Origin of the sequence: Peribacillus sp. FSL E2-0159, assembly GCF_038643155.1 — a bacterium.
GTDB classification, from domain to species: Bacteria; Bacillota; Bacilli; order Bacillales; family DSM-1321; genus Peribacillus; species Peribacillus simplex.
The window spans coordinates 1,020,599-1,046,864 of the sequence record NZ_CP152053.1; the positions used below are offsets into that span (position 1 = coordinate 1,020,599).

Below are 26,266 nucleotides of genomic sequence, written 5' to 3' on the forward strand. Positions count from 1 at the left end.
AATCTCCTCCTTACTTACTCTAAAGATTTTTTGAATTGTGCAATGTATTCATTGACTGCTTCGGTTGCCCGGTTCACATCTTGTTCGATGATGGCATCTACAAGACTGCAATGAATGTTCAAATGAAAGTTAACATCAGAACTCATCTCAACTATCTGATGGATGGATTCATGCAGGGAGTGTTCCATATGTTCGTACAAATCAATCAATAAATCATTATGTGATGAACCCATAATCGATTTATGTAACTGTATATCCGCTTCTTCGTAAGCCTTAATATCCCTTGCTTCGGCAGCTTTACTGCATGCTGTTATATGAAACCGCAATCGTTCTACATCTTCTTGATTACGTCTTAATGCCGCTAACTGAGCTCCCTCTCTTTCAAGGGCATGACGGACCTCTAACGTTTCTAATAAACTTGACTGTTGGATCCTTCTTTCAAATGCAGCCCCCAAGGCACTTGATGACCTTACGAATGTCCCCTTTCCTTGTTTCGTTACTAAAAGACCTGCATAAACAAGTGATCGTACAGCTTCCCTTAATGTATTTCTGCTTACATCGAACTGTTGGATCAAATCCATTTCAGGGGGGATTTGATTTCCAATTTTCCATTCACCTGATTCGATTAACGATTCTATTTGGGAAACCACTTGCTCTACAAGTGATAATCGATTTGTTTTAGATATGGTCAATATGCACACCTCAAATTTGTAGGATGATTGGTTCATTGGTTATTTTAACATATGTATGTTGAAAATATAAATAAGAATGTTGAAGTACACGGAGTATTTGTAAAACAAAGTTTCTTAGAAAGAAAAAAAGAGTTCCAATTGATTTCAGAAATCCGCTCCCTTGCCGCCGACTATCTGCCAAGCTTCCTGCCATAAGCATCTAGCAGGGTCTCGGCTAGCCAGTTATTTGGCAGGAGTGTCGCAAATTTCTTCGATCCAGTGAGGGATTCGTCCATATAAAAAGGTGAAAAACATGAAGGATAACCGGGTCTTCTTTTAAAACTTGGTTCGGGGTGAGACCAAACGAACCTAATTTTTTTACGAATTAGAAGGTTTGCCTACAGTTTTTTCTTTGAAATACGTTCCAGTTGATTGGAACGGAGGGTACAAGACTCCTGCGGAAAAAGTGTGTCCAAGGGAGACCCCATATGCGCAAAGAGCGCCTGGAGTTCGAATCAACGTTCAATTTGTAGTAATACTAAAAAACTGTAGGCAAACTCGACTTTCATCGAGTTTGCCTACAGTCTGAAATCCCTGGTATTAAAATTTAGGGAGGATAATATTTCTATTTTTTTTGTTTGACAATGAAAGAGAGAAGGATCAATATTACCAATGTGACAAGACATACTGTGGTCCCAATGATGTTTTGCTTATTAAAGATAAATGCCAAAAAGATAATGCTTAAAGCCGTGATGGCTAATATAGTTGTATATGGGTACCATTTTACCCGGAAACCTGGTTTACCATTGTATTGATTACGCAGCTTCAATTGCGCGGAACAAATACTGATCCATAATAATAAAATTGTGAATCCAGGAATGGCCATAAGGTAGCTTAAAATCAGGTCGGGAGTCAAATAGGATAAAAACACACCAGTCAATATACATAATGTAGTTAAAAATATACCATTAAGCGGGATACCCTTTTTGGTTGTTTTTAAAAATGCCTTAGGAGCCTCCCCGTTCTGGGAAAGAGTGAACAATGTCCTTGAGGTAGCATATATCCCTGAATTTGCAGCTGATAAGACAGCGGTTAAAAGGACGAAATTCATAATATCGGCAGCTCCGGGAAGACCTGATAAGCTGAAAACCTGAACGAATGGACTTACTTCAGTGCTTACTTGGTTCCAAGGTATTACCCCACAAATAATAAGTATCGGCAAGACATAGAAAAGAATCACCCGCCATACTGTTCCTTTAATGATTTTTGGTATGACGCGCTGACTATCTTTTGTTTCCGTGACGGCTACACCAATTAATTCTGCACCCCCATATGAAAACATTACCACTAAAAGTGCACTTAACATTCCGTCAATTCCTTTTGGGAAAAAACCACCATGTTCCGTGTAATTAGAAAATGAAGCCGAACTAGGAAGAAGTCCCAGCATGATCAAAGCTCCTAAAATAATAAAGGCAATCAAGGTTATTATTTTAATTCCTGCGAACCAAAACTCGAGTTCTCCATAGTATTTTACTTGAAACAAATTTATTCCTATAATTACTGAGGCGCAAAGGATACTTAAAAGCCATAATGGTACTGAAGGAAACCAATATTGTAGAAAACTGCCGGCTGCGACTATTTCCACAATGATCACGATGATCCAGTTAAACCAATAGAGCCATCCGACTATGAAGGATAGTTGAAACCCAAAAGCTTTATTAATGAGATGTTGTACGTTCAAATTAGGAAAAGCGGTTGCCATCTCTCCTAATGCCGCCATTACAATAAATAACAATAGCCCTCCTATTAAATAGGCTATCACAACACTTGGACCTGCCATATTTAATGTATCAGAACTCCCCTTAAAAATCCCTGTTCCTATCATTCCGGCTAAAGCGATGAACTGGACATGCCTCGGCAATAGGCCCTTTTTTAAATCTTGATGAGTCTTCTCCATTTTATTCATGCCTTTCATTCATTATTTTAATAAAATAGTCTATAAATAAAATTAAAAAGTTCTTCTATTATTTAATGCTTTTACGTACTAAAGTAACTATATTAATATATCATGATTCGGAAAAATGTCAATTAGGCAGGTGAACTGGAAATTATTCCTTTAACAGTAGAGGAATCAATTCTCCTTATTATGTTAAAATATTTGAATTTTATGAAATGGAAAGCAAACTGATAATTGATTTATATGGATGGAATCGAATTTAATTTAACAAAATGGCACAAGGCAATTCTGCATCATTGAGTTAAATACATATTGAAAAAGGGAAGAGAGCAAAAAATTTCTGTCTAACTTCATTATTACTTACATATTGTTTGTAGTGAATAAAATGATGTAATTAGTTCAAGTCCTTCCATAAAACAAATAAGTAGATGTCCATATTTGTCAGTTGTGATGGTGGCTTTGGATTTGGCGGTTATAGTCGTTTTGTATCCTTTTAGTGATTGTTGGAGCTGGCATATGCGGCGGTGGGGGCACCGAGGGTTATGGAACATACTGCTGAATAACAAAAAACCAACCATTCAAGGTTGGTTTTTTTTCTTCAATATACGGTTTGGAGTGGGAAAAGCTGACGAAACTATCCGTTCACATATATAAAGGGGAGAGGGGGCGGCTGTTGGTTTTCGGTTTCTTGTATCGGTTCAATTTCGCTTAGAAATTCCAAATAACCGGTATATACCTGCGAGGCCATCCCTAAATAGTGCAATTCAGTGTGGATGATTCCCTTCCGTGGTGAATGGAGCATGTACATTTTTTCATCCCTCCTTTCTAAAAGAATAGGCTAGTCTGTTATAGGAGTTAATCGAAATAATATGAAAGTTATGTTTATATGAAATCATTCTTATTACTTCAAAAATTGGATGCCCGAGGTTCGAAGGCTGAAGGCATGCAGGCTTTTCAGAAAGTGTTCAGCATGGAATTCAAGGAGGTGTATGAAATTGTTGGGAAACCGCTGGAAACAGCTTTAAGAATAACAGTCAAAAGGATGAGAAAGATTTCCTGTATTCCATTATGGGTACCGACTAAAATCAACCGTGAATTTAAAAAGGCGATACAAAGACTTGATCCATTGTGATATCAATCATATCCTTGGCGTATTGGCTAATATGAGTCTTTTTGAAATCGGGTTGGATAAGCCTTCTCTGTCGCATATGAAAGTCTTTTTTGCTTGTAAGTAGACCTTCACCGATAAGCGGTTTTAAAACATTGAAGTCCTTGGATTTGACGAAGGATTTTTGTTTTGTTACTAGAATTTGTATTATTAAATCAGGATTTAAAACGTGATAAACATTTTGGAATGGTCCTAAACGAATTTGGAGACTTCACCGTATTCCTTGGCCAAACGGGTCAGAAAGCCAATGGGATCTGTTTGAAACCCGGAAATCAGCCTTCCTTTTGGAACCTTTGGAGAAGTGCGGAAGACATCATCAGCGTGGCTCAATGTAGTTATTCCCCTTTCTTAAAATAATTACATGTAATCATTCTATGAGGATATGCTAAATCGGTTTGGACAAGTCGTTAAAGAAAGGGCGGATAATTCTATGAAAGAAATAAAGTTACATATGTTAGCAAAAAAAAACTCTGGATGAATAGAGCCAGAGTCGTTCATGAAGCTTTAGATTAATGATGTAGGAGTCAAGTTCTTTCTTCATCGTCCCCATGTAGGAAACGATCATTTTTTTCATTTATGGGCCCGCCAAATTGTGCATTGATTTCCTTAACCACTTGATCTAAAAATTCATCGGATATTATTGGATTATTAGTTTTTTTGTGCATGTGTTTCTCTACAATCCTTTCTGGATATCGTTGTTTGGATCAATAATGAAGGATACGTTATCAACATAACCTCACTTATAATAAATTATTCTTTTTCTGTCCAACATTTTCACTCGCTCTTGCATTTCACGGTAGCGTTTATAATAAACAGTAATATTTTGCTTAGAAAATATGGTACGGGGATATGTTAGTGAAACAACCAAAGGGATTAATTCGATGTGGAAATAGCCCAATCACCTCTAAGTGATTGGGCGTGGAATATATTGACTTCATTAAGGGAACAGCTGCCTTAAATATGTTATTAGCTGATCACGAAGTTCAGGTCGTTTCATGGCGAAATCTAATGAAGCTTGGAGGAAGCCGAATTTATCGCCGACGTCATATCGATTTCCTTCGATGATATACGAATATAATGGTTCCTTTTCTAACAAAAGGTCTAAAGCTTCGGTAAGCTGGATCTCCCCCTTCCGATCGGGCTGTACGGTTTCAAGGATTTCAAAAATCGCAGGTGACAAAATATATCGGCCAATAATCGCCTGTGTTGATGGTGCATCCTCCGCTTTTGGCTTTTCCACTAAGTTTCTTACCAGAAATAAATCCTCATATCGTTCTTGGAAATTTACAATTCCATACTTGGAGACATCGGCAGGTGACACTTCCTTACATCCGATAATGCTCGCTCGAACCTTGTTATACTGTTCCATTAACTGCTTCAAAGCTGGAACCTGGCTATCCACGATATCATCCCCTAACAGGACGGCAAAAGGTTCGTCTCCGATAAAAGTTTTGGCACATAAAACTGCATGCCCCAGACCTAGAGGTTCCTTTTGTCTTACATAATGGATATCCACCATGTTGGAAATGTTCTCCACGATCTTAAGCAGCTCATTTTGACCTTTCATTTGCAGAAGCATTTCAAGTTCAATGGATTTATCGAAATGATCTTCGATGGCACGTTTGTTTTTACCCGTAACGATGATAATATCTGTAATCCCTGATTGAACCGCTTCCTCGATAATATATTGAATGGTCGGCTTATCGACAATCGGCAGCATTTCCTTTGGTTGGGCTTTCGTAGCAGGTAAAAATCGTGTTCCTAAACCGGCTGCTGGAATCACCGCTTTCTTTATCATAGCCCTGCCCCTTTTTAAGGTTCTTTTATATGCTTTTTGTTCTACCGTTCATTTTATGTGGTCATTGGTTGACCTATATCAAAAACGGATAAAATAAATCCCTGAAAAAGAATAGATTTACCTCCGAAGCAAATATTATGGATATATGAATTTGGTCAAGAGGTGTATATTTTGCCAATTGAAAATCAAGAGAGAAAACAAATCCTTTTTGCCTTTCTCGTCATTGTTTTATATCTTTCTCCTTTATTCATCCTTGGAGAAAATGCGCATATTCGCGTACATGATAATTTGGATTCCAACCTTGCCTGGTATAAAGTCCTTTCAGAAAGCGGTGAGTTATTCGGTGCTATTGACGCCAAAATTCCCCAGATTATGAACGGGCTGCCCCGAAATGCTTTTGGCAGTGAGTTCAGTATTATCGTGTGGCTTTATGCTCTTTTTCCGACAATGGTTGCATATGCAATAAGCCAGGCATTAACAAGGTTTATTGCATTCTTTGGTATGTATATCCTATTAAAGAAACACTTGGTTACAGGAAGCCAATCAGGTTGGATTAGGGTTGGAACATCCTTAGCCTTTGCCCTTACCCCATTTTGGCCATCGGGAATGCTCAGTACACTTGGGATGCCGCTAGCACTTTGGGCTTTTTTGAATATTCGCAACAAGGACCATTCTTGGAAGAATTATTTGGTCCTTACACTTTTACCGCTTTATTCAAGCATCGTGCTTGGCTTTTTCTTTTTCCTTGTTGCAATGGGCTTTCTTTGGCTTACGGATGTGATCAGGAGAAAAGGATGGAATATAACGTTTCTTCTTTCGATCGTGTATATGACCGTCATTTTTGGTTTGGTGGAATATCGTTTGGTCGCTTCATTCATTTTTGATTCGGATCCAAACAGCAGAGATGAATATTTTCACGCAAGGCTGCCGCTCGATTGGGTCATAAAGCTTACTTTCAAAAATTTCGTTCTTGGACATACGCATGTCATGACAGTACATGCACTTATCATCCTGCCGATTACAGTATTTGCCCTTTATATTATTTTGACCAAAAAAATGTGGAGACAGGAAAAGGTTTATGTTTTTTTATTCGGCTTGAATTTTATGCTCTCAGCGTGGTACGCATTTTGGTTTTATAAAGGCTGGCTTCCTTTAACGGAAAGGATTCATACCCTGGATACCTTTAATTTTGCCAGATTTCACTTTTTAAGGCCGATGGTGATTTACTTGGGGTTTGCCCTAGCGATAAAAATCATTTGGGAACATAGCGTTTATGCTAAGAAAACCCTTTCTATTTTCATCGCCATTCAAATTATGATTTTAATGGGTTTCAATGAAGAAATCACTCACAATAAAAAACCATCTTTTAAACAGTTCTATTCAGAAAGCCTTTTTCAGGAAATAAAAGATCATATTGACCTTCCACAGGAAGAATATCGTGTTGCTAGCATTGGGCTGCACCCCGCAATTGCACAATTTAATGGATTTTACACGCTCGATAGCTATAACAATTTCTATCCGCTTACTTACAAACATCACTTTCGTCAAATAATTGAAAACGAATTGGCTAAGAATAAAAACATCAGAATCTACTTTGATGAATGGGGAGGACGTTGTTACCTATTTACCGATGAGCTTGGGAAGCATTATATGTTCAAGAAAGGCTCGAAGAAAGAGCTGGAAAATTTGGACCTTAATATGGATGCGTTTAAAGGATTAGGTGGCAAGTATATATTTTCTGCCATACCAATCAACAACGCGAAGGAAAACGGATTGGTACTAGATAGGATTTTCACAAAAAAAGGAAGCGTATGGAAAATACATTTATACAGAGTCATGTGAAAAGGGGGGAATAGAGTGAATTCACCGATACTAACGATTGTTGTACCTTGTTATAACGAAGAAAGCGTATTGCAGGATACCATTTCCCAGCTTTGTGGATTGGTGAGGGGGTTAGTCGAAGAAAACATTGTTTCCGGTCAAAGTAAAATCCTATTGGTTGATGATGGAAGCAAAGATCAAACATGGAAGATCATTTATAAGGAAACGATTAATAATGAATTTGTTCGCGGGCTAAAGCTTTCCCGGAATGCAGGACATCAAAATGCACTCCTGGCAGGATTGTTTACAGCCAAGGAAGCATCGGATTGTGTAATATCCGTTGATGCAGATTTACAGGATGATATTCAAGTCATCCCTGAATTCATTCGGAAATTCAATGAAGGATGTGAAATTGTGTATGGTGTCCGCCAGAAAAGGGACCTTGATTCATTTTTTAAACGAACATCTGCAACTGGTTTTTATAAATTGATGAACAAGATGGGGGTTAACCTTGTCTATAATCATGCCGATTTCCGGCTAATGAGTAAAAGGGCGATCGCGGAGTTGGAACGATTTGATGAAACGAATCTTTTTTTACGGGGGATCGTACCGCTCATTGGGTTTAAGACGGACTCTGTTTATTATGACCGAAAAGAAAGATTGGCTGGGGAAACGAAGTATCCATTTAAGAAGATGGTTGGGTTTGCGCTTGATGGCATTACTTCCTTTTCAGTTACACCGATCCGGCTTGTATTATGGCTAGGATGTCTTTCCTTTTTCATTAGCTTACTCTTTGGGTCTTACTTTTTATGGTTAAAGTTTTATGGGCAGACCGAAACTGGTTGGACCTCATTAATCACCTCCATATGGTTGATCGGTGGACTACAGTTGATCGCTGTCGGCTTGATTGGGGAATATATAGGTAAAATCTATAATGAATCCAAACGCCGGCCTAAATATATTGTTGATTTGGATTTATTTAATCCGCTCGATTTAAAAAAACGGGAGCAACTAGACAATGAACGGAACAGTATTGAAAAACTATCTAAAACACACTAACTCCTTTATCCGCTTTTTATTGGTTGGAATAGTCAATACAGCGGTTGGACTTTCCATCATGCTTTTTCTCATGAATGTTCTTGAATTATCTTACTGGATCTCCACCTTTTTCGGCAATGGTACGGGAGCTGTAACGAGTTTTCTTTTGAACAGGACTTTTACCTTTAAAAGCGATATAGAATGGCGGAGAGGAGTTGCCCGTTTCTTTTGCGTCATCCTGATCTGTTATTCCGCAGCTTATTCTTTAGGCCAAGCTATAGCAGAATCAATGGAAGGATCCGTTCACTTATCCATACAACAAAATGTGGCGGTGCTGATAGGAGCAATTTTTTACACAGTTCTTAACTATATTGGCCAGAAATACTTTGTCTTTAAAAAAAGCAATTTGAGACCAATTCAAGAAGGAAGGAACTAATTAGGGTGGATCATTGCCCCCGATTGGACGGGAATTAAAGTGGATTCGGAAAGCGAAATTAAATGCAAGTTTAATGACTATCCAAGCTGGGGCAGATCTGTTTAATTTCGTCCTTTACGTTCTCCATGTGGCGATCATTTTCTTTTTGACTTTTTTATTTATCTCCTTTCCTCCCTTCGAATAGTGTGTTTGCATGACTTATGTTATATACGTCAAGAACAAAACTACACCTACAAAGATTATTCTATTAATGTGCAAAATTTTCATTTACTTTTTCATTTCACGGGAGTATGATAATCAACAGTTTCATATTTCTAAATCGCTTAAACCTTATGGTGCGGGGGACCCGTTATAGGGATTGTTACTACAATCCAAGGGGTGAATCCTTTCAAGGTAGGGCTACTCTTAGGTCCGAATCCGACAGCTAACCTCGTAAGCGTTATATGAGAAGGAAGGTGGAGCTTGTTAGACAAAAAAATTAATGTCTACAGGTCTATTTAGCTATGACTTGTAGGCATTTTTCTATTTCGTCTTGTTTTTTGCTACAGCTGGGTAACATAAACTTATAAATTAAATATGGTGGTGAATTCTTGATGTTATCTTCTATAAAGAGGTTCTTGATTGGGAGACCTTTAAAATCAAATGCACTTGGTGAACAAAAGCTTAACAAAACAAAGGCTTTGGCGATATTATCTTCTGATGCTTTGTCTTCGGTTGCTTATGGACCGGAGCAAATATTAATCGTCCTGATCACGGTCGGTGCTGCGGCATTCTGGTATTCCATCCCTATCGCGATTGGGGTATTGATCCTGTTAACTGCTTTGATTTTGTCCTATAGACAAATCATTTTCGCTTATCCACATGGCGGGGGGGCCTATGTGGTTTCAAAAAACAATTTAGGTGTCAATCCAGGGTTGATAGCTGGAGGATCCTTATTGGTCGATTATATATTAACTGTCGCTGTAAGTGTTTCTGCAGGTACGGATGCCATCACGTCCGCTTTTCCTGGCCTGCATTCATATAATGTCATCATAGCCATCATTTTCGTCATTCTACTTACAATCCTGAACCTTCGGGGGGTTACGGAGTCGGCCTCTGTTTTGGCTTATCCGGTGTACCTATTCGTTTTAGCATTGTTCATCTTGATTGGTGTTGGCATTTACAAGATTTTGACGGGTGGGGTTTCACCGGAATTGCATACGTCCATCGGGACTCCGGTAGCGGGCATCAGTTTATTTATACTGCTAAGAGCATTCGCATCAGGAAGCTCCGCATTGACAGGAGTCGAAGCGATTTCCAATGCAATCCCGAACTTTAAAGATCCAGCCCCAAATAATGCTGCGAAAACTTTAATAGCGATGGGTTCCTTACTAGCGGTATTATTTTCGGGAATCGTATACTTAGCCTATTATTTAAGTATTGTTCCAAGCGCGGAGGTAACGGTCGTCTCCCAGATTGCTGAAGAGATCTTTGGACGGAATTTCATGTATTTCTTCATTCAAGGTACGACTGCATTGATCTTGATACTGGCGGCCAATACTGGCTATTCGGCTTTCCCTCTGCTTGCGGTAAATCTTGCGAAGGATAAATTCATACCAAGGGCGTTTACGGTAAGAGGGGACCGATTAGGGTATTCCAATGGAATTATCATACTGGGGCTTGCATCCATCATCTTAATAGTCGCATTTGAAGGACATACAGAAAATCTCATTCCGCTTTATGCGGTAGGGGTATTCATTCCATTTACGTTGTCCCAGACCGGGATGATTGTTAAATGGATTCGCGAAAAGCCAAAAGGCTGGATGATGAAACTAACCATTAATTCAATTGGTGCCATGATTAGCTTTATCGTCACGATGATATTCTTTTTAACCAAATTTACTCAGGTTTGGCCTGTTTTGATTTTTTTACCTATCATCATTTTAATTTTTCATCGAATTAGAAAGCATTATGAAGCAGTTGGTGACCAACTAAGGATTACAACATGTGAGCCAATCTTACCAATTGAAGGGAATATCATCATTGTACCTGTGGCGGGAATAACTCATGTGGTTGAGAACTCTTTAAATTATGCAAAATCTCTATCAGCAAATCAGGTTATTGCGGTTTATGTTGCTTTTGAAAGAGAAGATGAAAAGAAATTCGGAGAAAAATGGAAAAAGTGGCAGCCGGATGTCAGACTCGTTACGCTGAATTCTTACTATAGAAGTATCATTCAGCCACTAACTAAATTTGTGGATACAGTTGAACATAAGGCTAGGGAATCCAATTATAAAGTTACGGTGATCATCCCCCAATTCATTCCGAAGAAGGGCTGGCACAATATACTTCATAACCAATCAAGTTTACTGATTCGCGCCTACTTACTTTATAGAAGAAATGTGGTTATTACGACTGTGCCATATCATTTGAAGAAGTGAGTTCCATTATCTAAGAAAAGAAGCAAACCTACATAAGGTTTGCTTTTTTTATAACCTTTATAAAAAAGACAGCAGTAACTTACGCTGCCGATATTTGAGTATGAACATTCATAACCCACTCATAAATTCACAGTAACTATGAAGCCCGTACAATAAAAAGGATTTGCAGTAAGATGTGGGGATACTTCCTCTTTTAAAGCTTTAATTAATGTTAATATAAAACTTTCTCCATCATTATTATCCGCACCACGGCTGTTTGGGAAAGTAATTATTTCAAAGTCGCAGATGATTTGGAAATGGACATGCAACATCATTAACATGGTGGCTAGCATCAATCAGTATCATTAAAAAGGGCTGCGTCTGCAGCCCTTTTTGTGTTGAACACTACTTTAGGGGAAGCACTTCATAAAATTACCAAGGGTCATTTCAAATAATGCGAACATATTAAGAAGACATAAGGAAATTTACTGCTTAGTTTTGAACTTACATAAATGGGGGTTGAAAATGGATATATTATTAGCTCTCTTGCCGGCATTATTCTGGGGAAGCATCGTTTTATTTAATGTGAAACTCGGGGGTGGACCCTATAGTCAAACACTAGGTACAACGATTGGTGCCTTGATTTTTTCAATTGGTGTTTATATTTTTGCCGATATTAAGTTGTCACTTCTGGTGTTTGGAGTCGGAGTCGTATCTGGATTGTTTTGGGCTCTTGGACAAGCTAATCAGCTTAAGAGCATTGATTTAATGGGAGTATCCAAAACGATGCCGATATCAACTGGATTGCAGCTCATTTCAACCACATTATTCGGGGTCATAGTTTTTCACGAATGGTCTACAATGAAAGCGATTATTTTAGGGGTTTTGGCATTAGTCTTCATTATTATAGGAATCGTCTTGACCTCATTGGAAGATAAAGAATCAAAAGAGGGCAAGTCGGGAAACTTGAAGAAAGGAATTGTTATTCTCCTCATCTCGACATTCGGTTATTTGGTTTATGTGGTCGTGGCGCGTTTATTTGATGTTGATGGCTGGTCAGCGTTGTTCCCTCAAGCTATCGGGATGGTGATAGGTGGTCTGTTATTGACTTTTAAACATAAACCATTTAACAAATATACGATTCGCAATATCATTCCGGGATTGATATGGGCTGCAGGGAACATGTTTTTATTCATATCCCAGCCCCGTGTGGGAGTGGCTACTAGTTTTTCCCTTTCGCAAATGGGCATAGTCATTTCAACTCTCGGCGGGATCATCATTTTGCGTGAAAAGAAAACGAAGCGTCAACTAATTGGAATTGGAATTGGAATCATCTTGATCATCATTGCTGGGATTATGCTCGGATTGGCAAAAAGTTAATTGGAGGGTGATTATATGTATACAGATTTAGAAGGTAAAGTCGTTGTTATAACGGGTTCATCCACTGGTTTAGGAAAAGCGATGGCCATTCGCTTTGCTAAGGAAAAGGCAAAGGTCGTGGTTAATTATCGCACTAAATCAGAGGAAGCGGATAGTGTAATGGAAGAAATCCAAACAAATGGTGGGGAAGCTATTGCAGTAAAAGGAGATGTCACTGTTGAAGAAGATGTGATTAACCTTGTCCAATCAGCTATAAAGAATTTCGGGAAACTCGATATATTCATCAATAATGCAGGAATTGAAAATCCGGTTCCATCCCACGAGATGTCGTTAAGTGACTGGAATAGGGTAATCAATACGAACTTAACCGGAAATTTCTTAGGATGCCGTGAAGCAATCAAGTATTTTGTCGAGAACGACATTAAAGGGAATGTGATAAACATGTCCAGTGTACATGAGAAGATTCCCTGGCCTTTATTCGTTCACTATGCGGCAAGCAAGGGCGGGGTGAAGCTGCTTACGGAAACCCTGGCTCTTGAATATGCACCAAAAGGGATCCGTGTGAACAGCATTGGTCCTGGAGCCATCGCCACGCCAATAAATGCCGACAAGCTTGAAGATCCCGAAAAGAAAAAGGATCTTGAAAGCATGATTCCGATGGGGTATATCGGAAAGCCTGAAGAAATTGCTGCAGTTGCTGTATGGCTGGCATCTTCAGAGTCCAGTTATGTAACGGGCATCACTTTATTCGCTGACGGAGGAATGACAAAATACCCTGCATTCCAAGCGGGAAGAGGATGAATGTTGTTTAATTCCCTCTTTTATGATGCAACAAGAATCCCAGCAGGATCAAACCTGCTGGGATTCTTGTTAAAAAGCATTAACGAGTATGGTGATTATACCAGCTAATGAAGTTATCGACGACAGTATCGATAAACTGGACAGTTGACTCGTGTGTAAGCCTGCCTTCGTTATCGATTTTGTCATGCACTGCACCAACATATACTTCATTCCCGGGAAGGAGTGGGGAGGAGATGCCTATTGCGAATAAGATTTCACGCAAATGCAATTGAGCTTTAACCGTTCCTAATTGTCCCATTGACGCACCCATGATCCATGATGGTTTACCGATCAAGACTTTATCTACACGTGATAACCAATCGATTGCATTGCCTAATACGCCTGGAATCGTACCATTGTATTCAGGTGTTACCCATAAGACTGCATCTGCTTCGGCCACTTTGCTTTTAAATTCTTTTACAACTAATGGAGGGTCATTTTCAATATCTTGATCATAAAAAGGTAAATCCCGAATGTTTAAGATTTCGAGATCAAACCGATCTTGATATCTAGTTTGAATATATTTGGCAAGCTTAAGGTTGTAAGACTCTTTACGGATACTTCCCACTATTGCAACAACTTTCATCTTCATACCTCCAAGGATTTGTAATGGATAATCATGTAAATGTGTTCCACTCACCTATTATAATTGGAATATTAATGAAAGGGAAAATGGATGCCTGGGAAATAATCATACGGCGGATCACCCTTCATTCACACCACGATGAAAATGCTTTTCCATGACATAGCCAAAAAAGGAGGCAAGCATTTGTTGAAACAGCATGCCAAGTACAACGGGTACCGCGACGGCAGCAGGGAAATAGGTAGTTGCTAGAACGGCTCCTGCACTTATGTTCCGCATACCGCCTGTAAATGTCAAGGTGATGATATCCGCCTCTTCCCATTTTAAACATGCGCCGACCATCCAAGAAATGGCATACCCTGAAGCAGCTATGAACAAAACCAAGAACGACATGATCATTAATTTCTTATCGAAATGGGTTAAGTATGGCGCAATTTTTGAACTGTTCAATATGACTACGATTCCAACGCTTATCTTGGAAAAAGGAGCTAAGCGGGGGGAGAGTGTATTTTGTATCTTCCCTTTTGTAGCCTGGTTCAAGAACATGGCAAGCATGGAGGGAAGAACGACCATTCCAATTAATCCTTTCACCATCGACCCTAAATCCATTTCGATCGAACCGCCTCCAAAAAGGGAAACACTGTAAGGAACGATGAATGGCGAGAGAAGGGTATCGATTAAGATGATGGTTAGGGCAAGTACGGCATTCCCGTTATAAATGGATACCCAGATCATACTGGTGACACCGGTTGGAATCACTACAGCCAGGACTAGGCCGGTAATTGTGAAAGCATCGCCATGAAACACTAAATGGCCGAGACCAAAAGCCCAAATAGGCATAAGCATATGTAGGATGATCAATACGATTAATACAGGTAAAGGGTGGGTGACTGCCTTTTGCAGAGATTTAAAGTTAGAGCCTAAACTTCCGGAAAATGTAATGAAGGCAAATATCCATGGAACAAGAAAGGTGTAATCCATTAGATGTTCGGCCAATAATACCCCAATAACCACGCTTATCGGCGTGATGAGAGGCATAACTTTATCCATTTGTTCATTTATTGTTTTCAGCATCATTCATCCACTTTCTGAGCAAAGTAAATTCTATTAATCAAGTTTACCATATTCCAATAAATATAATTTGTAAGACAAGAAATTTGTCTATTTATTTTTAAAAATAGTGAAAAGCATGTATTGGAAGGATAGAACTGGTGAGGGATTCATCGTTCCTATTACTATCACTGTCCTGGAACTCCCAGCATTCCAAAAAGGGTTTTCCCGATGATGTTCATTAAATAGAGATTTTGGCAAGATTGTTCGATGCATCGTTGTATATTCATTGAAAAATAGTTTAAAGTAGAGGAAGAGGTGAAAGAAATGTCAGAAAAGGTTTCCAGTATAATGTGGTTTAGTCTTGCAGTACAAGCCCTGCTTGTTCTTGCTGATCATGATGGATTATGTAATAGTAATAAATTGGCCGATAAGCTTGATTCGGAGTCAGGCTTTCTTAGAAAAATATTAAGTAATTTAGTGAAGGCAGGGCTGATTCAAGCGAAGGAAGGCAGGGATGGGGGATATTCACTTGCCAAAAATCCCGAACAAATCATTCTTGCAGATATATACTCTGCAATTAAATCCGAACCATTTTCAAAAGGCTTTCTTGATGTGAATGATAAAAAATGCTTTCAACCATCTTCCCGTGAAGCTTTATGCGGTTTGAAAAACGAGATGGAGAGCTGGATAATGCAGGGCTTGGAAAAGAAGACGATTGCTGATTTACTATCAAAATCTTAATGTGGGAAACGAAACTGATATGGTTTCGTTTTTTTTTAACTGTATTTGACAAAGGAACAGTATACGTTATATACTGTTCCTGTATTAATTACAGTTAAATGGAGGTCATTATAAATGACAAAAAATATAATGAGTAAAGAAGAGTACCTAAATAAATCGAAAGAATTGAATATTCCGCATGAAATGCCGAAGGTCCTTACTGATACGGACTTCATTACGGTAGCAAAAGAACGGAGATCTGTTCGCCAGTACGATGCTGAATACGTGATGACTGAAGAGGAAATTCGTGAAATCCTGGAGATTGCGATTCAAGCACCGTCTTCTTCCAACTTACAACCATGGAGATTCCTTGTGATTCAAGATAAGCAAACCCAGCAAGAGTTGCTCCCCATCGCCAATAACCAACAACAAATCGTCGATGCATCTGCTGTCATTGCCGTTTTAGCTGATATAGAAGGTTACAAAAATGCAGAGCGGATCTATGGTGAATTAGTCAATAAAGGAATCATGAAGAATGAAATCAAAGAGCCATATGTAGCCTCTATTCTGCATAATTACGGTAACTTTTCCGCTGAGAAAGCTCTAAGTGTAGCCATGATTGACGGTGGCCTGGTTTCCATGCAGATCATGTTAGCTGCAAAAGCAAAAGGATACGATACAGTCCCAATGGGAGGGTTCGATGAAGCCAAATTTGTGGATGCATTCAATGTACCGGAAAACTTTAAACCTGTCATGTTAATTTCCCTTGGAAAAGGAACTAAAGCAGGGTTTGAAAAAGTCCGTTTGCCACTCGATACTATATTGACTTGGGATAAATACTAAGGTTTTAATAAAAGGTTTTTGAACAATATTTGTACTAAGTAAAAGGATAGCTAAAATTTTGCTATCCTTTTTTTCATGGTTTGAGATTTGCTCTGCACTCCAAAAAAAAGATTTATACTCGCAAGCTATAAATGGATATGTTACAATTTTTCCAGATATTTCTTTTGGAATATCACCTCTAAAAATCACCGACCGGCAAAACCAGGCATTAAGGGATAAACAGAGCTGAAGAATGTTTTGGCGCTGCAACAATAATTCAGCAATTATCGTTGGTTTAGCCGTTCACAATGGATGGGGGGAGTCCTTATGAAGAATGATATGAAAAGTGAAGTGTTTTCGTGGTTGAAATCTATTTTATTCGCTTTAATCATCGTGTTCATTTGCCAACAGTTTTTATTTACGCCAGTCACAGTCAAAGGTGAATCAATGGAGCCGACTTATGAAAATGATGACCGGATCATGGTAGCTAAAATCGGAAAGCCGGAGCGCTTCGATATGGTCGTATTTTATGCTCCGGACGCGGAAGAGAATTATATAAAAAGGGTGATTGGTTTACCAGGTGACAGTGTCGAAATGAAAGATGATGTCTTATATATCAATGGAAAAAAGTATACAGAACCATATTTGAAAACAAAAAAAAGGGAAATTTCACCTGAAGAAAATCTGACGGAGAATTTCACCCTTAGTGATTTACTTGGGAAATCCAAGGTGCCTGTTGGTCATTTATTTGTCATGGGGGATAATCGAAGGAACAGTTGGGATGGAAGAAGATTTGGTTTTATTTCTGAGGAATCACTTGTGGGCAAAGTGAAATTTCGAATCTACCCATTAAATGAAATGGGTATGCCGAAGTAAATGGATCACAGTGAATACAAGTGAGAGCCAAAAGGATAATTATATGGACTAAGTTGTATTTATAGCAGATGATGGTTAAGAACCTTTTCCGATGGTTAAGGTTTTTCATTTTGGATTGTGGGGGGTATTAATATGACGAATGGGTTAGCTGCCATCTCCATCCCGATGCTGGATGAAGAAATGGGACGGCAGGTTAAAGGCCATGTCGATTCGCTGACGGTTCCTCAGGGAAGCCTAGGACGGCTTGAAGAATGGATAATCGAACTGGCCAAGATGACAGGAGAGGCATTTCCGGACATTTCGAAACCGGGGGTGATTGTGTTTGCAGCCGATCATGGAATTACGGAAGAAGGGGTTTCGGCTTATCCAAAAGAAGTGACGGAACAAATGGCACTCAATTTCCTGAATGACGGTGCTGCCATCAATGTATTAAGCCGCGCGATAGATGCTTACTTGGACATTGTCGATATAGGGATCGATGCAGATATTGAAGCACCGGGATTAACTTCGAGAAAAGTCCGCAATGGGACTAGAAACTTTTATAAGGAAGAGGCGATGACAAAGGAAGAAGTAATTCAAGCGCTCGAAATTGGATATGACCGTGCACAGAAAATGATTGCCCGTGGAGCGAACTGCCTGATTCTTGGTGAAATGGGAATCGGGAATACGACTTCCAGTACCGCCATCATCTCCATCGTAAGCGGGAAAAGCGTCGAATCACTAGTGGGGCAGGGAACAGGATTGAAGTCAGAAGGCATTTTACATAAGCGAAGAATAATTGAAGAAGCGATATCATTAAGAAATCCTAATCCTGATGATCCAATCAATATTTTGATGAATATCGGTGGCTTCGAAATTGCAGGTATGGCAGGGGCCATGCTTGCTGCAGCCAATAACCGTATACCGATTCTTGTTGATGGTTTCATTACAACCACGGCTGCTGTATTGGCAAACTTGATTTCCGGACGTGCAGCCGATTATATGTTTGTTGGACATCGGTCTGCGGAACCAGGGCATAAAACCGCCATAGAACTGCTTGGCAAAGAGCCGATCCTCGACCTGGGAATGAGAATCGGGGAAGGAACAGGGGCCGCATTGTCATACCCCATCCTTAAGGCAGCGACATTGGTCATTAAAGAAATGGCAACATTTGAATCTGCAGGTGTGTCAAATAAGTAAGAAATAGGAGACCTTCATGTGAAGGTCTCCTATTTTTACATTACTCAAAAGGGGAGATTTCAGTAAAATATTCTTACTTAATGGGTAGTTGACCTTTATATTTCTTCATTTTCCTGACGACGGAAGGCTGGCTGATCCCTAAGAATTTGGCCATTTCATATGTGGACTTACATTGTTTACTCGCTTTCATCATCATCCATTTTTCCACTTGTTCGAGCGCAGTATTGAGATCACGATCATCAACCATCATATCGTCGATCATTAAGGTATCATCTATTTTCTCTAAAGATTCCTGTCCATGGAAATGGGAGGGGAGAAAGCCAGGGAAAATGATGGAGTCTTCCGAGGTCAAAATGAGCCGTTCAATCAGGTTTTCCAATTCACGCACGTTTCCTGACCATTTATGTTGAATCAGTATTTCGTAAGTGGAGGGGTGCAATTTCTTATCTGATTTGTATTTCTTGTTGATGATTTCGAGATTATGATTGATTAAGATGGCAATATCTTCTTTTCTTTCTCGTAATGGCGGTATTTGGATGGGAATCACATTTAAGCGGTAATACAAATCGAGCCTGAATGTTCCTTTTTCCACCATTTCCTCAAGGTTTTGATTGGTTGCCGTTACAAGCCGAAAATCTATCTTATGCTCTTTTTTTCCACCCACTCTTTTAAAAGTCTTCTCTTGCAGGACATTTAATAATTTCACTTGCATATCCAGGGGAAGCTCTCCAATTTCATCGAGAAATAAGGTTCCGTTATCTGCTTGTTCTACCAGCCCTTGCTTCCCCTGTTTTTGCGCACCGGTGAAGGACCCCGCTTCGTATCCAAACATTTCAGATTCAAAGAGACTTTCTGGGATGGTACTGCAGTTGACTTCGATGAATGGTTCTTTGCTGCGGTAACTCTGATTATGTAGCCTGCGGGCGAAGACGCTTTTTCCCACACCGGATTCCCCAAGGAGCATGACGGTTGCATCCGTTTTGGAAACACGGTGTATCGTTTTAGCGATTTGCCGCATTTCCTTGCTGCGATAGATCAGCTCCTCCTGTTCCCTAAGTTCCTCGACCTCCGATTGGTATTCTTGAATCTTTTTCTCCAATTGACCGTACTGATCCTGGAGGTTCCTGATTTCAGTTTGATCTTGGGCATAACTGACGACACGAATCAATTCACCATCATCATCAAATATGGGATAGGCAGTCGACATGACGATTTTTCCCGTCTTCGTATGCTGCATGATCTGGACAGGTGTTTTCTCTTTCAATACCATGGCGGAAATCGAAGGTGAAAGGATTCCTTCCGTTTCGAGCTGGTAAACGGATTTCCCCAGATAATGGTCTGGCTCGATTCCATATATCCACCAATGGTTAGGATTCGTGAATAAAATGAATCCTTTTTCATCGGTCACGGTAATATTGTTATTGGATGTGTTGATGATGCATTCCAAAACTCTTTTGACATTGTTATCACTCATCATTTTCCCCCTTATCCACTGTTCCGGTGATTCAAATATAAATCAATAATAGAGGTGAAATCAAGAATTTTCAGATATTTTGATTTATATTTGAATCATTTTTAATAAGATTCCATGCCTGGGATTAAGACACTCACTTCATTCATCAAAGCTAATACTAGAGTAATAGAGTGGCTAAACCCATTAAGTATCTGGATACTTATACGATTAACCAACTTATGTTTGGGTATAAATAAAGTAGAGAGTAATCGAATGAAGGAGTGATTGATTTGGCTGGAAACAGAACCTTGGGACAATATTTATACGACTGCTTAAAGGCAGAAGGCATTACAGAGATTTTTGGTGTACCCGGAGACTATAATTTCTCATTGCTAGATACTTTGGAAGATTACGATGGGATTGAGTTTATTAATGGACGAAATGAACTAAATGCTGGATACGCAGCGGATGCTTATGCCCGGGTGAAGGGCATGTCGGCACTCATCACCACCTTTGGTGTCGGTGAAATGAGTGCATGTAATGCAATCGCTGGCGCGTACAGTGAAAATGTGCCGCTCATACATATTGTCGGCTCGCCAAAGTCCATGATGCAACAGGAGAAGGAGCTTGCACATCATACGTTAATGGACGGAGATTTTGATGTTTTCCGTAAGGTTTATGAGCATATCACCAGTTATACTGCGATTCTTACACCAGAAAACGCAGCTAGGGAGATACCGGCTGCAATCAGAATCGCTAAAGAAAAGAAAAAGCCCGTTTATTTGGTAGTGGCTATCGATCTTGTTGAAAAACCGTTGCTTTCTAAAAGTGAGACTTCTGAAAATGTGCCTAAAACGAATATTGATGCATTGCAGTCAGCAGTGAAGCATATAAAAGGGATGTTAGAACATGTAAACAAAGCGGTTCTGCTTGTCGATGTGAAAACACTTCGTTATAACTTGCAGAAACCCGTAATGCAGCTCGCTGAGAGGTTAAATGTTCCAGTTGCTTCGTTAATGCAGGGAAAAAGCGGGTTTGATGAGAGCCATCCCCAGTATATTGGTGTATATGGCGGAGCTTTCGGAAGTAAGGATGTAACTCAAACTGTTGAAGAAGCGGATTTCATCATAGCTGTTGGAGCTGTTTGGTCAGACGTCAATACATCCAAAAGTACAGCAAAGCTTAACCCTTTGAAAATGGTGGAAATTCAACCTGACACATTAAAAGTCGGAGAAGCCAGTTATATGAATGTCAGGGCGGAGGAAATTCTAAATGCCCTCCAGGACATTGGCTACCGGCAGAACGAATCTGTTGGAAACATCTCATTTCCATATGACACAATGGGGGAAGACCCATCAGCACGACTGAAGGCGGCTTCCTATTATCCTCGAATTCAGCAAATGTTGAAAGAAAATGACATTGTGGTCACGGAAACAGGGACATTCTCTTATGGCATGACACAGGTCAGGTTGCCGAAAGGGGCGACCTACATAGCTCAAGGAGGCTGGCAAAGCATCGGATATGCCACGCCCGCAGCTTTCGGTGCGTGTATAGCGGATAGAAACCGGCGTGTTCTTTTGTTTACCGGGGACGGCTCGATACAGCTGACGGCACAGGAAATAAGCTCAATGCTGGAGAACGGCTGCAAGCCTATCGTGTTTATTCTCAACAATAACGGGTACACGATAGAAAAATTCTTGAACGTAAAAGTCGATATAGAAAAACAGAAATACAACGAGATACCAGAGTGGGATTATACAAAACTGGCTGAAGTGTTTGGTCAAGAGGCATTTACTGCAAAAGTCGAGACGAATGGTGAACTGGATGATGCCATTACAAATGCTCAGAACGCCGATAAACTTTGCCTTATAGAAATGGTCGTGAAAGATCAAATGGATGCCCCGGAATATTTGCAAAAAATGAGGCAGTATCTTGAAAAGCAAGAGAAACTAAAGTAATGCCATGTTCGAAATGCTCTCACGCCGAACCATGTTTTAAAAGAAAACTGGTTATCCTTCATGATTTTTTGAGGGTTTGTTAAGGATTCGGAACGGTCTCATCCCGAACACTGATTTTAAAACAATACTTATTATATACTTTATGGTTTTTTACTGTAATCCTTATTGGATTGAAGAATTATGCGACACTCCTACCGAATAACTGGCTAGCCAAGACCCCCACAGGCGCTTGCGCTGAGGAGGCTTGGCAGACAGTCGGCGGAAAGGGAACGGATTTCTGAAATCAAGCTGGAACAATTTTTAAGGAAAGGTCTTCTGTTATGAAGGCCTTTTTTTGTTGGTATAGATACTGTACTTACTATAAATCTATACGGCCCGATCAAGGACAAGAATGGCAAGTTGAAAAAGTAATCAGGATATATCCAGAATGATAATACCAATATTGGTCACTGTCATTTCAAAATTGAAACCGAGAATTTTTAAATTAAGAGTAATATGAAAATATCAAGAAGTAATGGGGAAAATATCTATTTTTCCAAAGTAGAGAAAACCATTCTTTTTACGGTTGGCTATTTCTGTAGATAAGGAGGCATAAAAATGCGAAAAAAAAATGTATCATTGGCGCGGTTAATAGAGTCGAATAAAGAAAACCTCAACAATAATCAGCTGTTCTTAGATCTTATTGAAGAAAAAGTTCATAAAAAGCAAGTGGAAATGCAGGAAAGACAATTAACAATACAGGCAGGTGATGATGATGTTATTAAGAAAAGCCTGGTATTTACAACAAACGATTGTCTATCATAGAAAAAAGAAGGATGAAATAGCCCAACGAAAGGAATTATCAAGCTTTGAAGGAGTCATTGTCAGTAATCAACTGAATTACGCGATTGTGGAGATGCAAAGGTTAATGCGCGAGTGAGGATGGAAGCTGCTTCTGTAGCATACATCAAAATTATATTTTTATTGCTCTTTGACATATCAAATCACCTCTGCCATATCACACGACATATCAATCAAGAATTCTTTTATAATTGTCTAAGTTTCTTTAATTACTCATAATTTCTGCTCTTTTATCGAAATCTTTTCTGGAGACATTTCTGAAACTTCACATCTTTCACTGTATTTTCGTTATGTAACCACTCAGAAGAACTTCCAATAAGCTATATGTAAACTAGATACTACTATCCCCCCTTTTTCATGTACTAAAGCTACAAGTTAGTTGAGTAAGGGAAGTGTATAAAATAGTTATTAAACCTGGTGTAATACTTGCGTTAAATAAAATGGGATTTTTGGAAAATAAAATAATATTTAGTGAAATTAGTAATTATATAATAATATTTTCCTGGATTTTTAATTTTAAATTTTAGAAGAGGTGCCAATTGTGAAAAAACAATTAAAAAATTTTGTAATCGCAAGTCTAGTAACTCTAGGTTCATTAACACCATTAAATGTAAATGCTTCAGAAGATAAAATATACACGATTAACAGTGTAACTGAACTTAAGGAAGAAATAGCAAGTATGGACATTAATTCTGGTGATCTTGACCAAAATCGCGAAAAGTTACTCTACGATACTGACCCAAAAGTATTGGAAGAATATCAAAAAGAAGTTTCTATTGAAGTTACAAAAACAATTGAGGATTTAGCTGACGAAACTAATTTAGAAATTAATACTGAGAGTAACTCAGGTATGACAAAGCATGAAACGATTCAACTAGAAGATGGAAGTGTATTAGAAGTAATTGTTTCAGATGTTCCGGTTATAGAAAAGACAATGATGAGAGCTAGTGCAACTTATAATTATGGCTCAAGAAGCTATTCTGTGAAAACCAGAGTAAAACATTTTCTTTATCCAGATGGCTGGACAGGTTTGGTAACTTACTATAAGATTGGTAAATCTGGTTTGACAGCAGAAAGTTCATCTACTGTGGGAACAACAGGTGTTTTCCCTCTGCAAATCTCCAAAAGTAGTAAATTGACAGATAAACGTGCAGAGAAAGTAGGATATGATATTAATGCACAAGGAGATTACACATTAACTTGGGCAGGATATAATGGGATCGGTTTAGTCTCTTACGATAGAACGATTATAAGTTCAGTAAAATTAACAAAATTAACGAGCACCAATGCTACTGTGAGCACTTCTTATAAACAATAAGATTAAGTGTGGTGAAAATATTTGCAATCAATTAGTGCTTTTATTCCTATAACTATGATAATTGTTGTAGCAATTTTTATAGGGATAATAATTGGTTTGGTAAAAAAAATTAAAAAATAGCTAGAGACTTAGGTTTTAAAAAGAGAATTAGTCTATAAGCAAAAACAGCATACCAACTTGATATGCTGTTTTTGAATTATATTGGGGAATGATAACAAATAACTTAATTATCTGGACTTTACTAGTCTGACATGTTAATAATTCTAGTAAATTTAAAAATGATACAGACAAATAAAAAAGCCATTCCCATATGTAAAGGTTGCGCCGTTAATGGAAATGAATTTCACCCTGTTCACAACTTTAGAGATAATTTCAACTCTAATGAATATTTTGTAATAATAAATAGCACCTCCAAATGTTAGGTGATGTTTAACAATTAGGGTGCGGTTCAAAAGCAGGCCTTTTTCTTTTGCCTTTTGGAAAGGAAGAACAGTTATGTTAATAAAAACATGACCGTTTTCTATCCAATGGAAGGGAGAATGGTTAAAAGCCATAACACCAGTTGACGCTATTTGACATTATAATACGCAAAAAAGCGTGTATGATAGTTTATCAATCACGCTTTTTTGCTCTTTTATCAAGGTCTATAGAGTTAATTTTTTAGCCAGCATTCGGTTATTGCCATCAATATTTAGTTAAGTACACGAACTGCCTTTACAAAGCTAGGTCCCCAGTAAGAATTGTTAATGTTAGCGTAGGATACACCTTTAGATGTAGAAGCATTCAGCATTTGACCATTACCGGCATAAATTCCTACATGATTGATTACACCATCATTATTGGTATCAAAAAATACTAAATCCCCTTTTTGGAGGGATTTTGAAGATACTGCTGTACCCACGTGTGATTGTGCCACTGAATTTCGTGGCAAGGAAACACCTGCACTTTGGAATGCCCTTAATGTGAATGAAGAGCAATCAAATACGTCAGTGCGTGTAGTGCTAGCACCGTAAACATACTTGGCTCCCATGTATTTAGCGCCAGCTGCCAAAACTTGATCAGCTTTGTTCGATTTGGACGGCTTATTAATTGCAGATGCTGAAGCTTGTCCGGAAACCCGGATGGATTGGCCGATACGAATACGATTTGAATTGGAAATAGTAGGGTTCATTTTAAGTAAGGCACTAAGGGAAAGGTTATATTTTTTAGCGATTGTTGATAAAGAATCCCCTAATTTAACCACATAAACTTCTGATGTATTTTTACTATTATTCGTATTCGTATAGTTGTTAAGGGTATTAACCTTCAAGGCCTGGCCGGGAAAAATAAGGTTACTAGTCAAATGGTTTTTAGACTTTAATTGTTTGACAGTCATATTATTGACTCTAGCAATTTTATCCAGGGTGTCACCGGATTTGACCCTATATGTAGCATTAGAAGGGCTGTTTTTAGCCGTAGAGCTGGATGCAGGGGCTTTTCCGGAAACTCGGATGGATTGGCCAATATAAATGCGATCCGAATTAGAAATATCAGTGTTTAATTTAAGCAGTGCACTAAGGGAAAGGTTATATTTTTTAGCTATTTTTGATAAAGAATCCCCCAGTTTAACCACATATTTTTCGGTTTTATCTATATTTTTATCTGTATGGTTGTTAAGGTTATTAACCTTCAAGACTTGGCCGGAAAAAATAAGGTTACTAGTCAAATGGTTTTGAGATTTTAATGCTTGGACAGTTGTATGATTAGCTTTAGAGATTCCATCAAGGGTGTCCCCTGATTTAACTTGATAAGAACCAGCATAAGCGGAAGTGCCTGCCACTAGGGTACCTATAATAGTACCTGCAAGAATGAAAGAGTTTTTAGAATTGTTCATTTAGGAAAGTTCCTCCTGATGTGGTAAAAAAATATGTAGCATTTATATTATAAGGGTATGGAATATAAAAAACATGACCCATA

24 protein-coding genes and 1 riboswitch are annotated in these 26,266 nt (G+C 38.8%); of the genes, 14 read left to right on the plus strand and 10 right to left on the minus strand.

Annotation, left to right across the window (positions count from 1 at the left end; all coding sequences use genetic code 11):
* Window positions 1–14: 14 nt before the first annotated feature.
* The 3 genes from NYE63_RS05085 to NYE63_RS05095 form a co-directional block, all read right to left on the minus strand.
* On the minus strand, window positions 15–692 hold the full coding sequence (locus tag NYE63_RS05085) for a FadR/GntR family transcriptional regulator (protein WP_342604320.1): 678 nt from the start codon (window positions 690–692) through the stop codon (window positions 15–17).
* A gap of 604 nt (window positions 693–1,296) precedes the next feature.
* Window positions 1,297–2,628 carry an amino acid permease gene (locus NYE63_RS05090; protein ID WP_342604321.1) on the minus strand — a complete coding sequence of 444 codons (1,332 nt, stop codon included), beginning with the start codon at window positions 2,626–2,628 and terminating at the stop codon, window positions 1,297–1,299.
* A gap of 634 nt (window positions 2,629–3,262) precedes the next feature.
* The gene (locus NYE63_RS05095; RefSeq protein WP_342604322.1) at window positions 3,263–3,436 is read right to left on the minus strand and encodes a hypothetical protein; all 174 of its coding nucleotides are present in this window, start codon (window positions 3,434–3,436) and stop codon (window positions 3,263–3,265) included.
* 78 nt (window positions 3,437–3,514) lie between these two features.
* Between NYE63_RS05095 and NYE63_RS05100 the strand changes: the two genes are divergently transcribed.
* Window positions 3,515–3,760, plus strand: coding sequence for a hypothetical protein (locus NYE63_RS05100; RefSeq protein ID WP_342604323.1), 246 nt, complete (start codon window positions 3,515–3,517; stop codon window positions 3,758–3,760).
* A 228-nt stretch (window positions 3,761–3,988) separates the two neighbouring features.
* On the opposite strand, the gene NYE63_RS05105 is transcribed toward NYE63_RS05100, so the two are convergent.
* The 3 genes from NYE63_RS05105 to galU form a co-directional block, all read right to left on the minus strand.
* Window positions 3,989–4,126: a hypothetical protein gene (locus NYE63_RS05105; protein ID WP_342604324.1), complete on the minus strand. Its 138-nt coding sequence runs from the start codon at window positions 4,124–4,126 to the stop codon at window positions 3,989–3,991.
* A gap of 194 nt (window positions 4,127–4,320) precedes the next feature.
* Window positions 4,321–4,461 carry a bacitracin ABC transporter ATP-binding protein gene (locus NYE63_RS05110; protein ID WP_342604325.1) on the minus strand — a complete coding sequence of 47 codons (141 nt, stop codon included), beginning with the start codon at window positions 4,459–4,461 and terminating at the stop codon, window positions 4,321–4,323.
* A 272-nt stretch (window positions 4,462–4,733) separates the two neighbouring features.
* Entirely contained in the window at window positions 4,734–5,594 is an 861-nt protein-coding gene (galU, locus tag NYE63_RS05115; RefSeq protein WP_342604326.1) for a UTP--glucose-1-phosphate uridylyltransferase GalU, read from the minus strand.
* A 177-nt stretch (window positions 5,595–5,771) separates the two neighbouring features.
* Here galU and NYE63_RS05120 point away from each other — a divergent pair, with 177 nt between their 5' ends.
* From NYE63_RS05120 to NYE63_RS05145, 6 genes are all read left to right on the plus strand, one after another.
* A complete protein-coding gene (locus NYE63_RS05120; RefSeq protein ID WP_342605686.1) occupies window positions 5,772–7,436 on the plus strand; it encodes a DUF6044 family protein in 1,665 nt (554 codons plus the stop codon).
* A gap of 15 nt (window positions 7,437–7,451) precedes the next feature.
* Complete coding sequence (locus NYE63_RS05125) at window positions 7,452–8,474, plus strand: glycosyltransferase family 2 protein (RefSeq protein ID WP_342604327.1); 1,023 nt, start codon at window positions 7,452–7,454, stop codon at window positions 8,472–8,474.
* Complete coding sequence (locus NYE63_RS05130) at window positions 8,434–8,889, plus strand: GtrA family protein (protein WP_063235609.1); 456 nt, start codon at window positions 8,434–8,436, stop codon at window positions 8,887–8,889. The genes NYE63_RS05125 and NYE63_RS05130 overlap by 41 nt, the downstream gene beginning before the upstream one ends.
* Before the next feature lie 310 nt (window positions 8,890–9,199).
* A riboswitch (cyclic di-AMP (ydaO/yuaA leader) is annotated at window positions 9,200–9,344 on the plus strand.
* Window positions 9,345–9,482: 138 nt separating this feature from the next.
* Window positions 9,483–11,309 carry an APC family permease gene (locus tag NYE63_RS05135; protein ID WP_342605687.1) on the plus strand — a complete coding sequence of 609 codons (1,827 nt, stop codon included), beginning with the start codon at window positions 9,483–9,485 and terminating at the stop codon, window positions 11,307–11,309.
* Between the two features lie 504 nt (window positions 11,310–11,813).
* Window positions 11,814–12,668, plus strand: a complete 855-nt coding sequence (locus NYE63_RS05140; RefSeq protein WP_342604328.1) for a RhaT/GlcU family sugar-proton symporter — start codon at window positions 11,814–11,816, stop codon at window positions 12,666–12,668.
* A gap of 15 nt (window positions 12,669–12,683) precedes the next feature.
* On the plus strand, window positions 12,684–13,469 hold the full coding sequence (locus NYE63_RS05145) for an SDR family oxidoreductase (RefSeq protein ID WP_342604329.1): 786 nt from the start codon (window positions 12,684–12,686) through the stop codon (window positions 13,467–13,469).
* Between the two features lie 79 nt (window positions 13,470–13,548).
* Here NYE63_RS05145 and NYE63_RS05150 read toward each other — a convergent pair whose 3' ends face one another.
* Both NYE63_RS05150 and NYE63_RS05155 read right to left on the minus strand, forming a co-directional pair.
* Window positions 13,549–14,094 (minus strand): NAD(P)H-dependent oxidoreductase, encoded by a 546-nt coding sequence (locus NYE63_RS05150; RefSeq protein WP_214751487.1) that lies wholly within the window; start codon window positions 14,092–14,094, stop codon window positions 13,549–13,551.
* 117 nt (window positions 14,095–14,211) lie between these two features.
* Window positions 14,212–15,165: a bile acid:sodium symporter family protein gene (locus NYE63_RS05155; RefSeq protein WP_342604330.1), complete on the minus strand. Its 954-nt coding sequence runs from the start codon at window positions 15,163–15,165 to the stop codon at window positions 14,212–14,214.
* A 303-nt stretch (window positions 15,166–15,468) separates the two neighbouring features.
* Between NYE63_RS05155 and NYE63_RS05160 the strand changes: the two genes are divergently transcribed.
* The 4 genes from NYE63_RS05160 to cobT all read left to right on the plus strand — a co-directional run bounded on the left by NYE63_RS05160 (window position 15,469) and on the right by cobT (window position 18,741).
* Window positions 15,469–15,885: an Rrf2 family transcriptional regulator gene (locus NYE63_RS05160; RefSeq protein ID WP_342604331.1), complete on the plus strand. Its 417-nt coding sequence runs from the start codon at window positions 15,469–15,471 to the stop codon at window positions 15,883–15,885.
* Window positions 15,886–15,999: 114 nt separating this feature from the next.
* On the plus strand, window positions 16,000–16,707 hold the full coding sequence (locus tag NYE63_RS05165) for a nitroreductase family protein (protein WP_342604332.1): 708 nt from the start codon (window positions 16,000–16,002) through the stop codon (window positions 16,705–16,707).
* Between the two features lie 306 nt (window positions 16,708–17,013).
* A complete protein-coding gene (lepB, locus tag NYE63_RS05170; protein WP_342604333.1) occupies window positions 17,014–17,562 on the plus strand; it encodes a signal peptidase I in 549 nt (182 codons plus the stop codon).
* Window positions 17,563–17,694: 132 nt separating this feature from the next.
* Window positions 17,695–18,741 (plus strand): nicotinate-nucleotide--dimethylbenzimidazole phosphoribosyltransferase, encoded by a 1,047-nt coding sequence (gene cobT, locus NYE63_RS05175; RefSeq protein ID WP_342604334.1) that lies wholly within the window; start codon window positions 17,695–17,697, stop codon window positions 18,739–18,741.
* Window positions 18,742–18,814: 73 nt separating this feature from the next.
* Here cobT and NYE63_RS05180 read toward each other — a convergent pair whose 3' ends face one another.
* Window positions 18,815–20,218, minus strand: a complete 1,404-nt coding sequence (locus tag NYE63_RS05180; protein WP_342604335.1) for a sigma 54-interacting transcriptional regulator — start codon at window positions 20,216–20,218, stop codon at window positions 18,815–18,817.
* Window positions 20,219–20,484: 266 nt separating this feature from the next.
* Here NYE63_RS05180 and NYE63_RS05185 point away from each other — a divergent pair, with 266 nt between their 5' ends.
* The 3 genes from NYE63_RS05185 to NYE63_RS05195 all read left to right on the plus strand — a co-directional run bounded on the left by NYE63_RS05185 (window position 20,485) and on the right by NYE63_RS05195 (window position 24,310).
* Complete coding sequence (locus NYE63_RS05185) at window positions 20,485–22,152, plus strand: thiamine pyrophosphate-binding protein (RefSeq protein WP_342604336.1); 1,668 nt, start codon at window positions 20,485–20,487, stop codon at window positions 22,150–22,152.
* A 597-nt stretch (window positions 22,153–22,749) separates the two neighbouring features.
* The gene (locus NYE63_RS05190; protein WP_342604337.1) at window positions 22,750–22,956 is read left to right on the plus strand and encodes a hypothetical protein; all 207 of its coding nucleotides are present in this window, start codon (window positions 22,750–22,752) and stop codon (window positions 22,954–22,956) included.
* Window positions 22,957–23,533: 577 nt separating this feature from the next.
* Window positions 23,534–24,310 (plus strand): hypothetical protein, encoded by a 777-nt coding sequence (locus NYE63_RS05195; RefSeq protein WP_342604338.1) that lies wholly within the window; start codon window positions 23,534–23,536, stop codon window positions 24,308–24,310.
* Window positions 24,311–25,001: 691 nt separating this feature from the next.
* Here NYE63_RS05195 and NYE63_RS05200 read toward each other — a convergent pair.
* Window positions 25,002–26,183, minus strand: a complete 1,182-nt coding sequence (locus NYE63_RS05200; protein WP_342604339.1) for a LysM peptidoglycan-binding domain-containing protein — start codon at window positions 26,181–26,183, stop codon at window positions 25,002–25,004.
* Between the last annotated feature and the right edge of the window lie 83 nt (window positions 26,184–26,266).

Coding starts and splice junctions, on each gene's coding strand:
- NYE63_RS05090 (WP_342604321.1), bottom strand. CDS start 2,628: ATGGAGAAGACTCATCAAGATTTAAAAAAGGGCCTATTGCCGAGGCAT.
- NYE63_RS05095 (WP_342604322.1), bottom strand. CDS start 3,436: ATGTACATGCTCCATTCACCACGGAAGGGAATCATCCACACTGAATTG.
- NYE63_RS05100 (WP_342604323.1), top strand. CDS start 3,515: ATGAAATCATTCTTATTACTTCAAAAATTGGATGCCCGAGGTTCGAAG.
- NYE63_RS05110 (WP_342604325.1), bottom strand. CDS start 4,461: ATGCACAAAAAAACTAATAATCCAATAATATCCGATGAATTTTTAGAT.
- galU (WP_342604326.1), bottom strand. CDS start 5,594: ATGATAAAGAAAGCGGTGATTCCAGCAGCCGGTTTAGGAACACGATTT.
- NYE63_RS05130 (WP_063235609.1), top strand. CDS start 8,434: ATGAACGGAACAGTATTGAAAAACTATCTAAAACACACTAACTCCTTT.
- NYE63_RS05135 (WP_342605687.1), top strand. CDS start 9,483: ATGTTATCTTCTATAAAGAGGTTCTTGATTGGGAGACCTTTAAAATCA.
- NYE63_RS05140 (WP_342604328.1), top strand. CDS start 11,814: ATGGATATATTATTAGCTCTCTTGCCGGCATTATTCTGGGGAAGCATC.
- NYE63_RS05145 (WP_342604329.1), top strand. CDS start 12,684: ATGTATACAGATTTAGAAGGTAAAGTCGTTGTTATAACGGGTTCATCC.
- NYE63_RS05150 (WP_214751487.1), bottom strand. CDS start 14,094: ATGAAAGTTGTTGCAATAGTGGGAAGTATCCGTAAAGAGTCTTACAAC.
- NYE63_RS05155 (WP_342604330.1), bottom strand. CDS start 15,165: ATGCTGAAAACAATAAATGAACAAATGGATAAAGTTATGCCTCTCATC.
- NYE63_RS05160 (WP_342604331.1), top strand. CDS start 15,469: ATGTCAGAAAAGGTTTCCAGTATAATGTGGTTTAGTCTTGCAGTACAA.
- NYE63_RS05165 (WP_342604332.1), top strand. CDS start 16,000: ATGACAAAAAATATAATGAGTAAAGAAGAGTACCTAAATAAATCGAAA.
- lepB (WP_342604333.1), top strand. CDS start 17,014: ATGAAGAATGATATGAAAAGTGAAGTGTTTTCGTGGTTGAAATCTATT.
- cobT (WP_342604334.1), top strand. CDS start 17,695: ATGACGAATGGGTTAGCTGCCATCTCCATCCCGATGCTGGATGAAGAA.
- NYE63_RS05180 (WP_342604335.1), bottom strand. CDS start 20,218: ATGATGAGTGATAACAATGTCAAAAGAGTTTTGGAATGCATCATCAAC.
- NYE63_RS05190 (WP_342604337.1), top strand. CDS start 22,750: ATGCGAAAAAAAAATGTATCATTGGCGCGGTTAATAGAGTCGAATAAA.
- NYE63_RS05200 (WP_342604339.1), bottom strand. CDS start 26,183: ATGAACAATTCTAAAAACTCTTTCATTCTTGCAGGTACTATTATAGGT.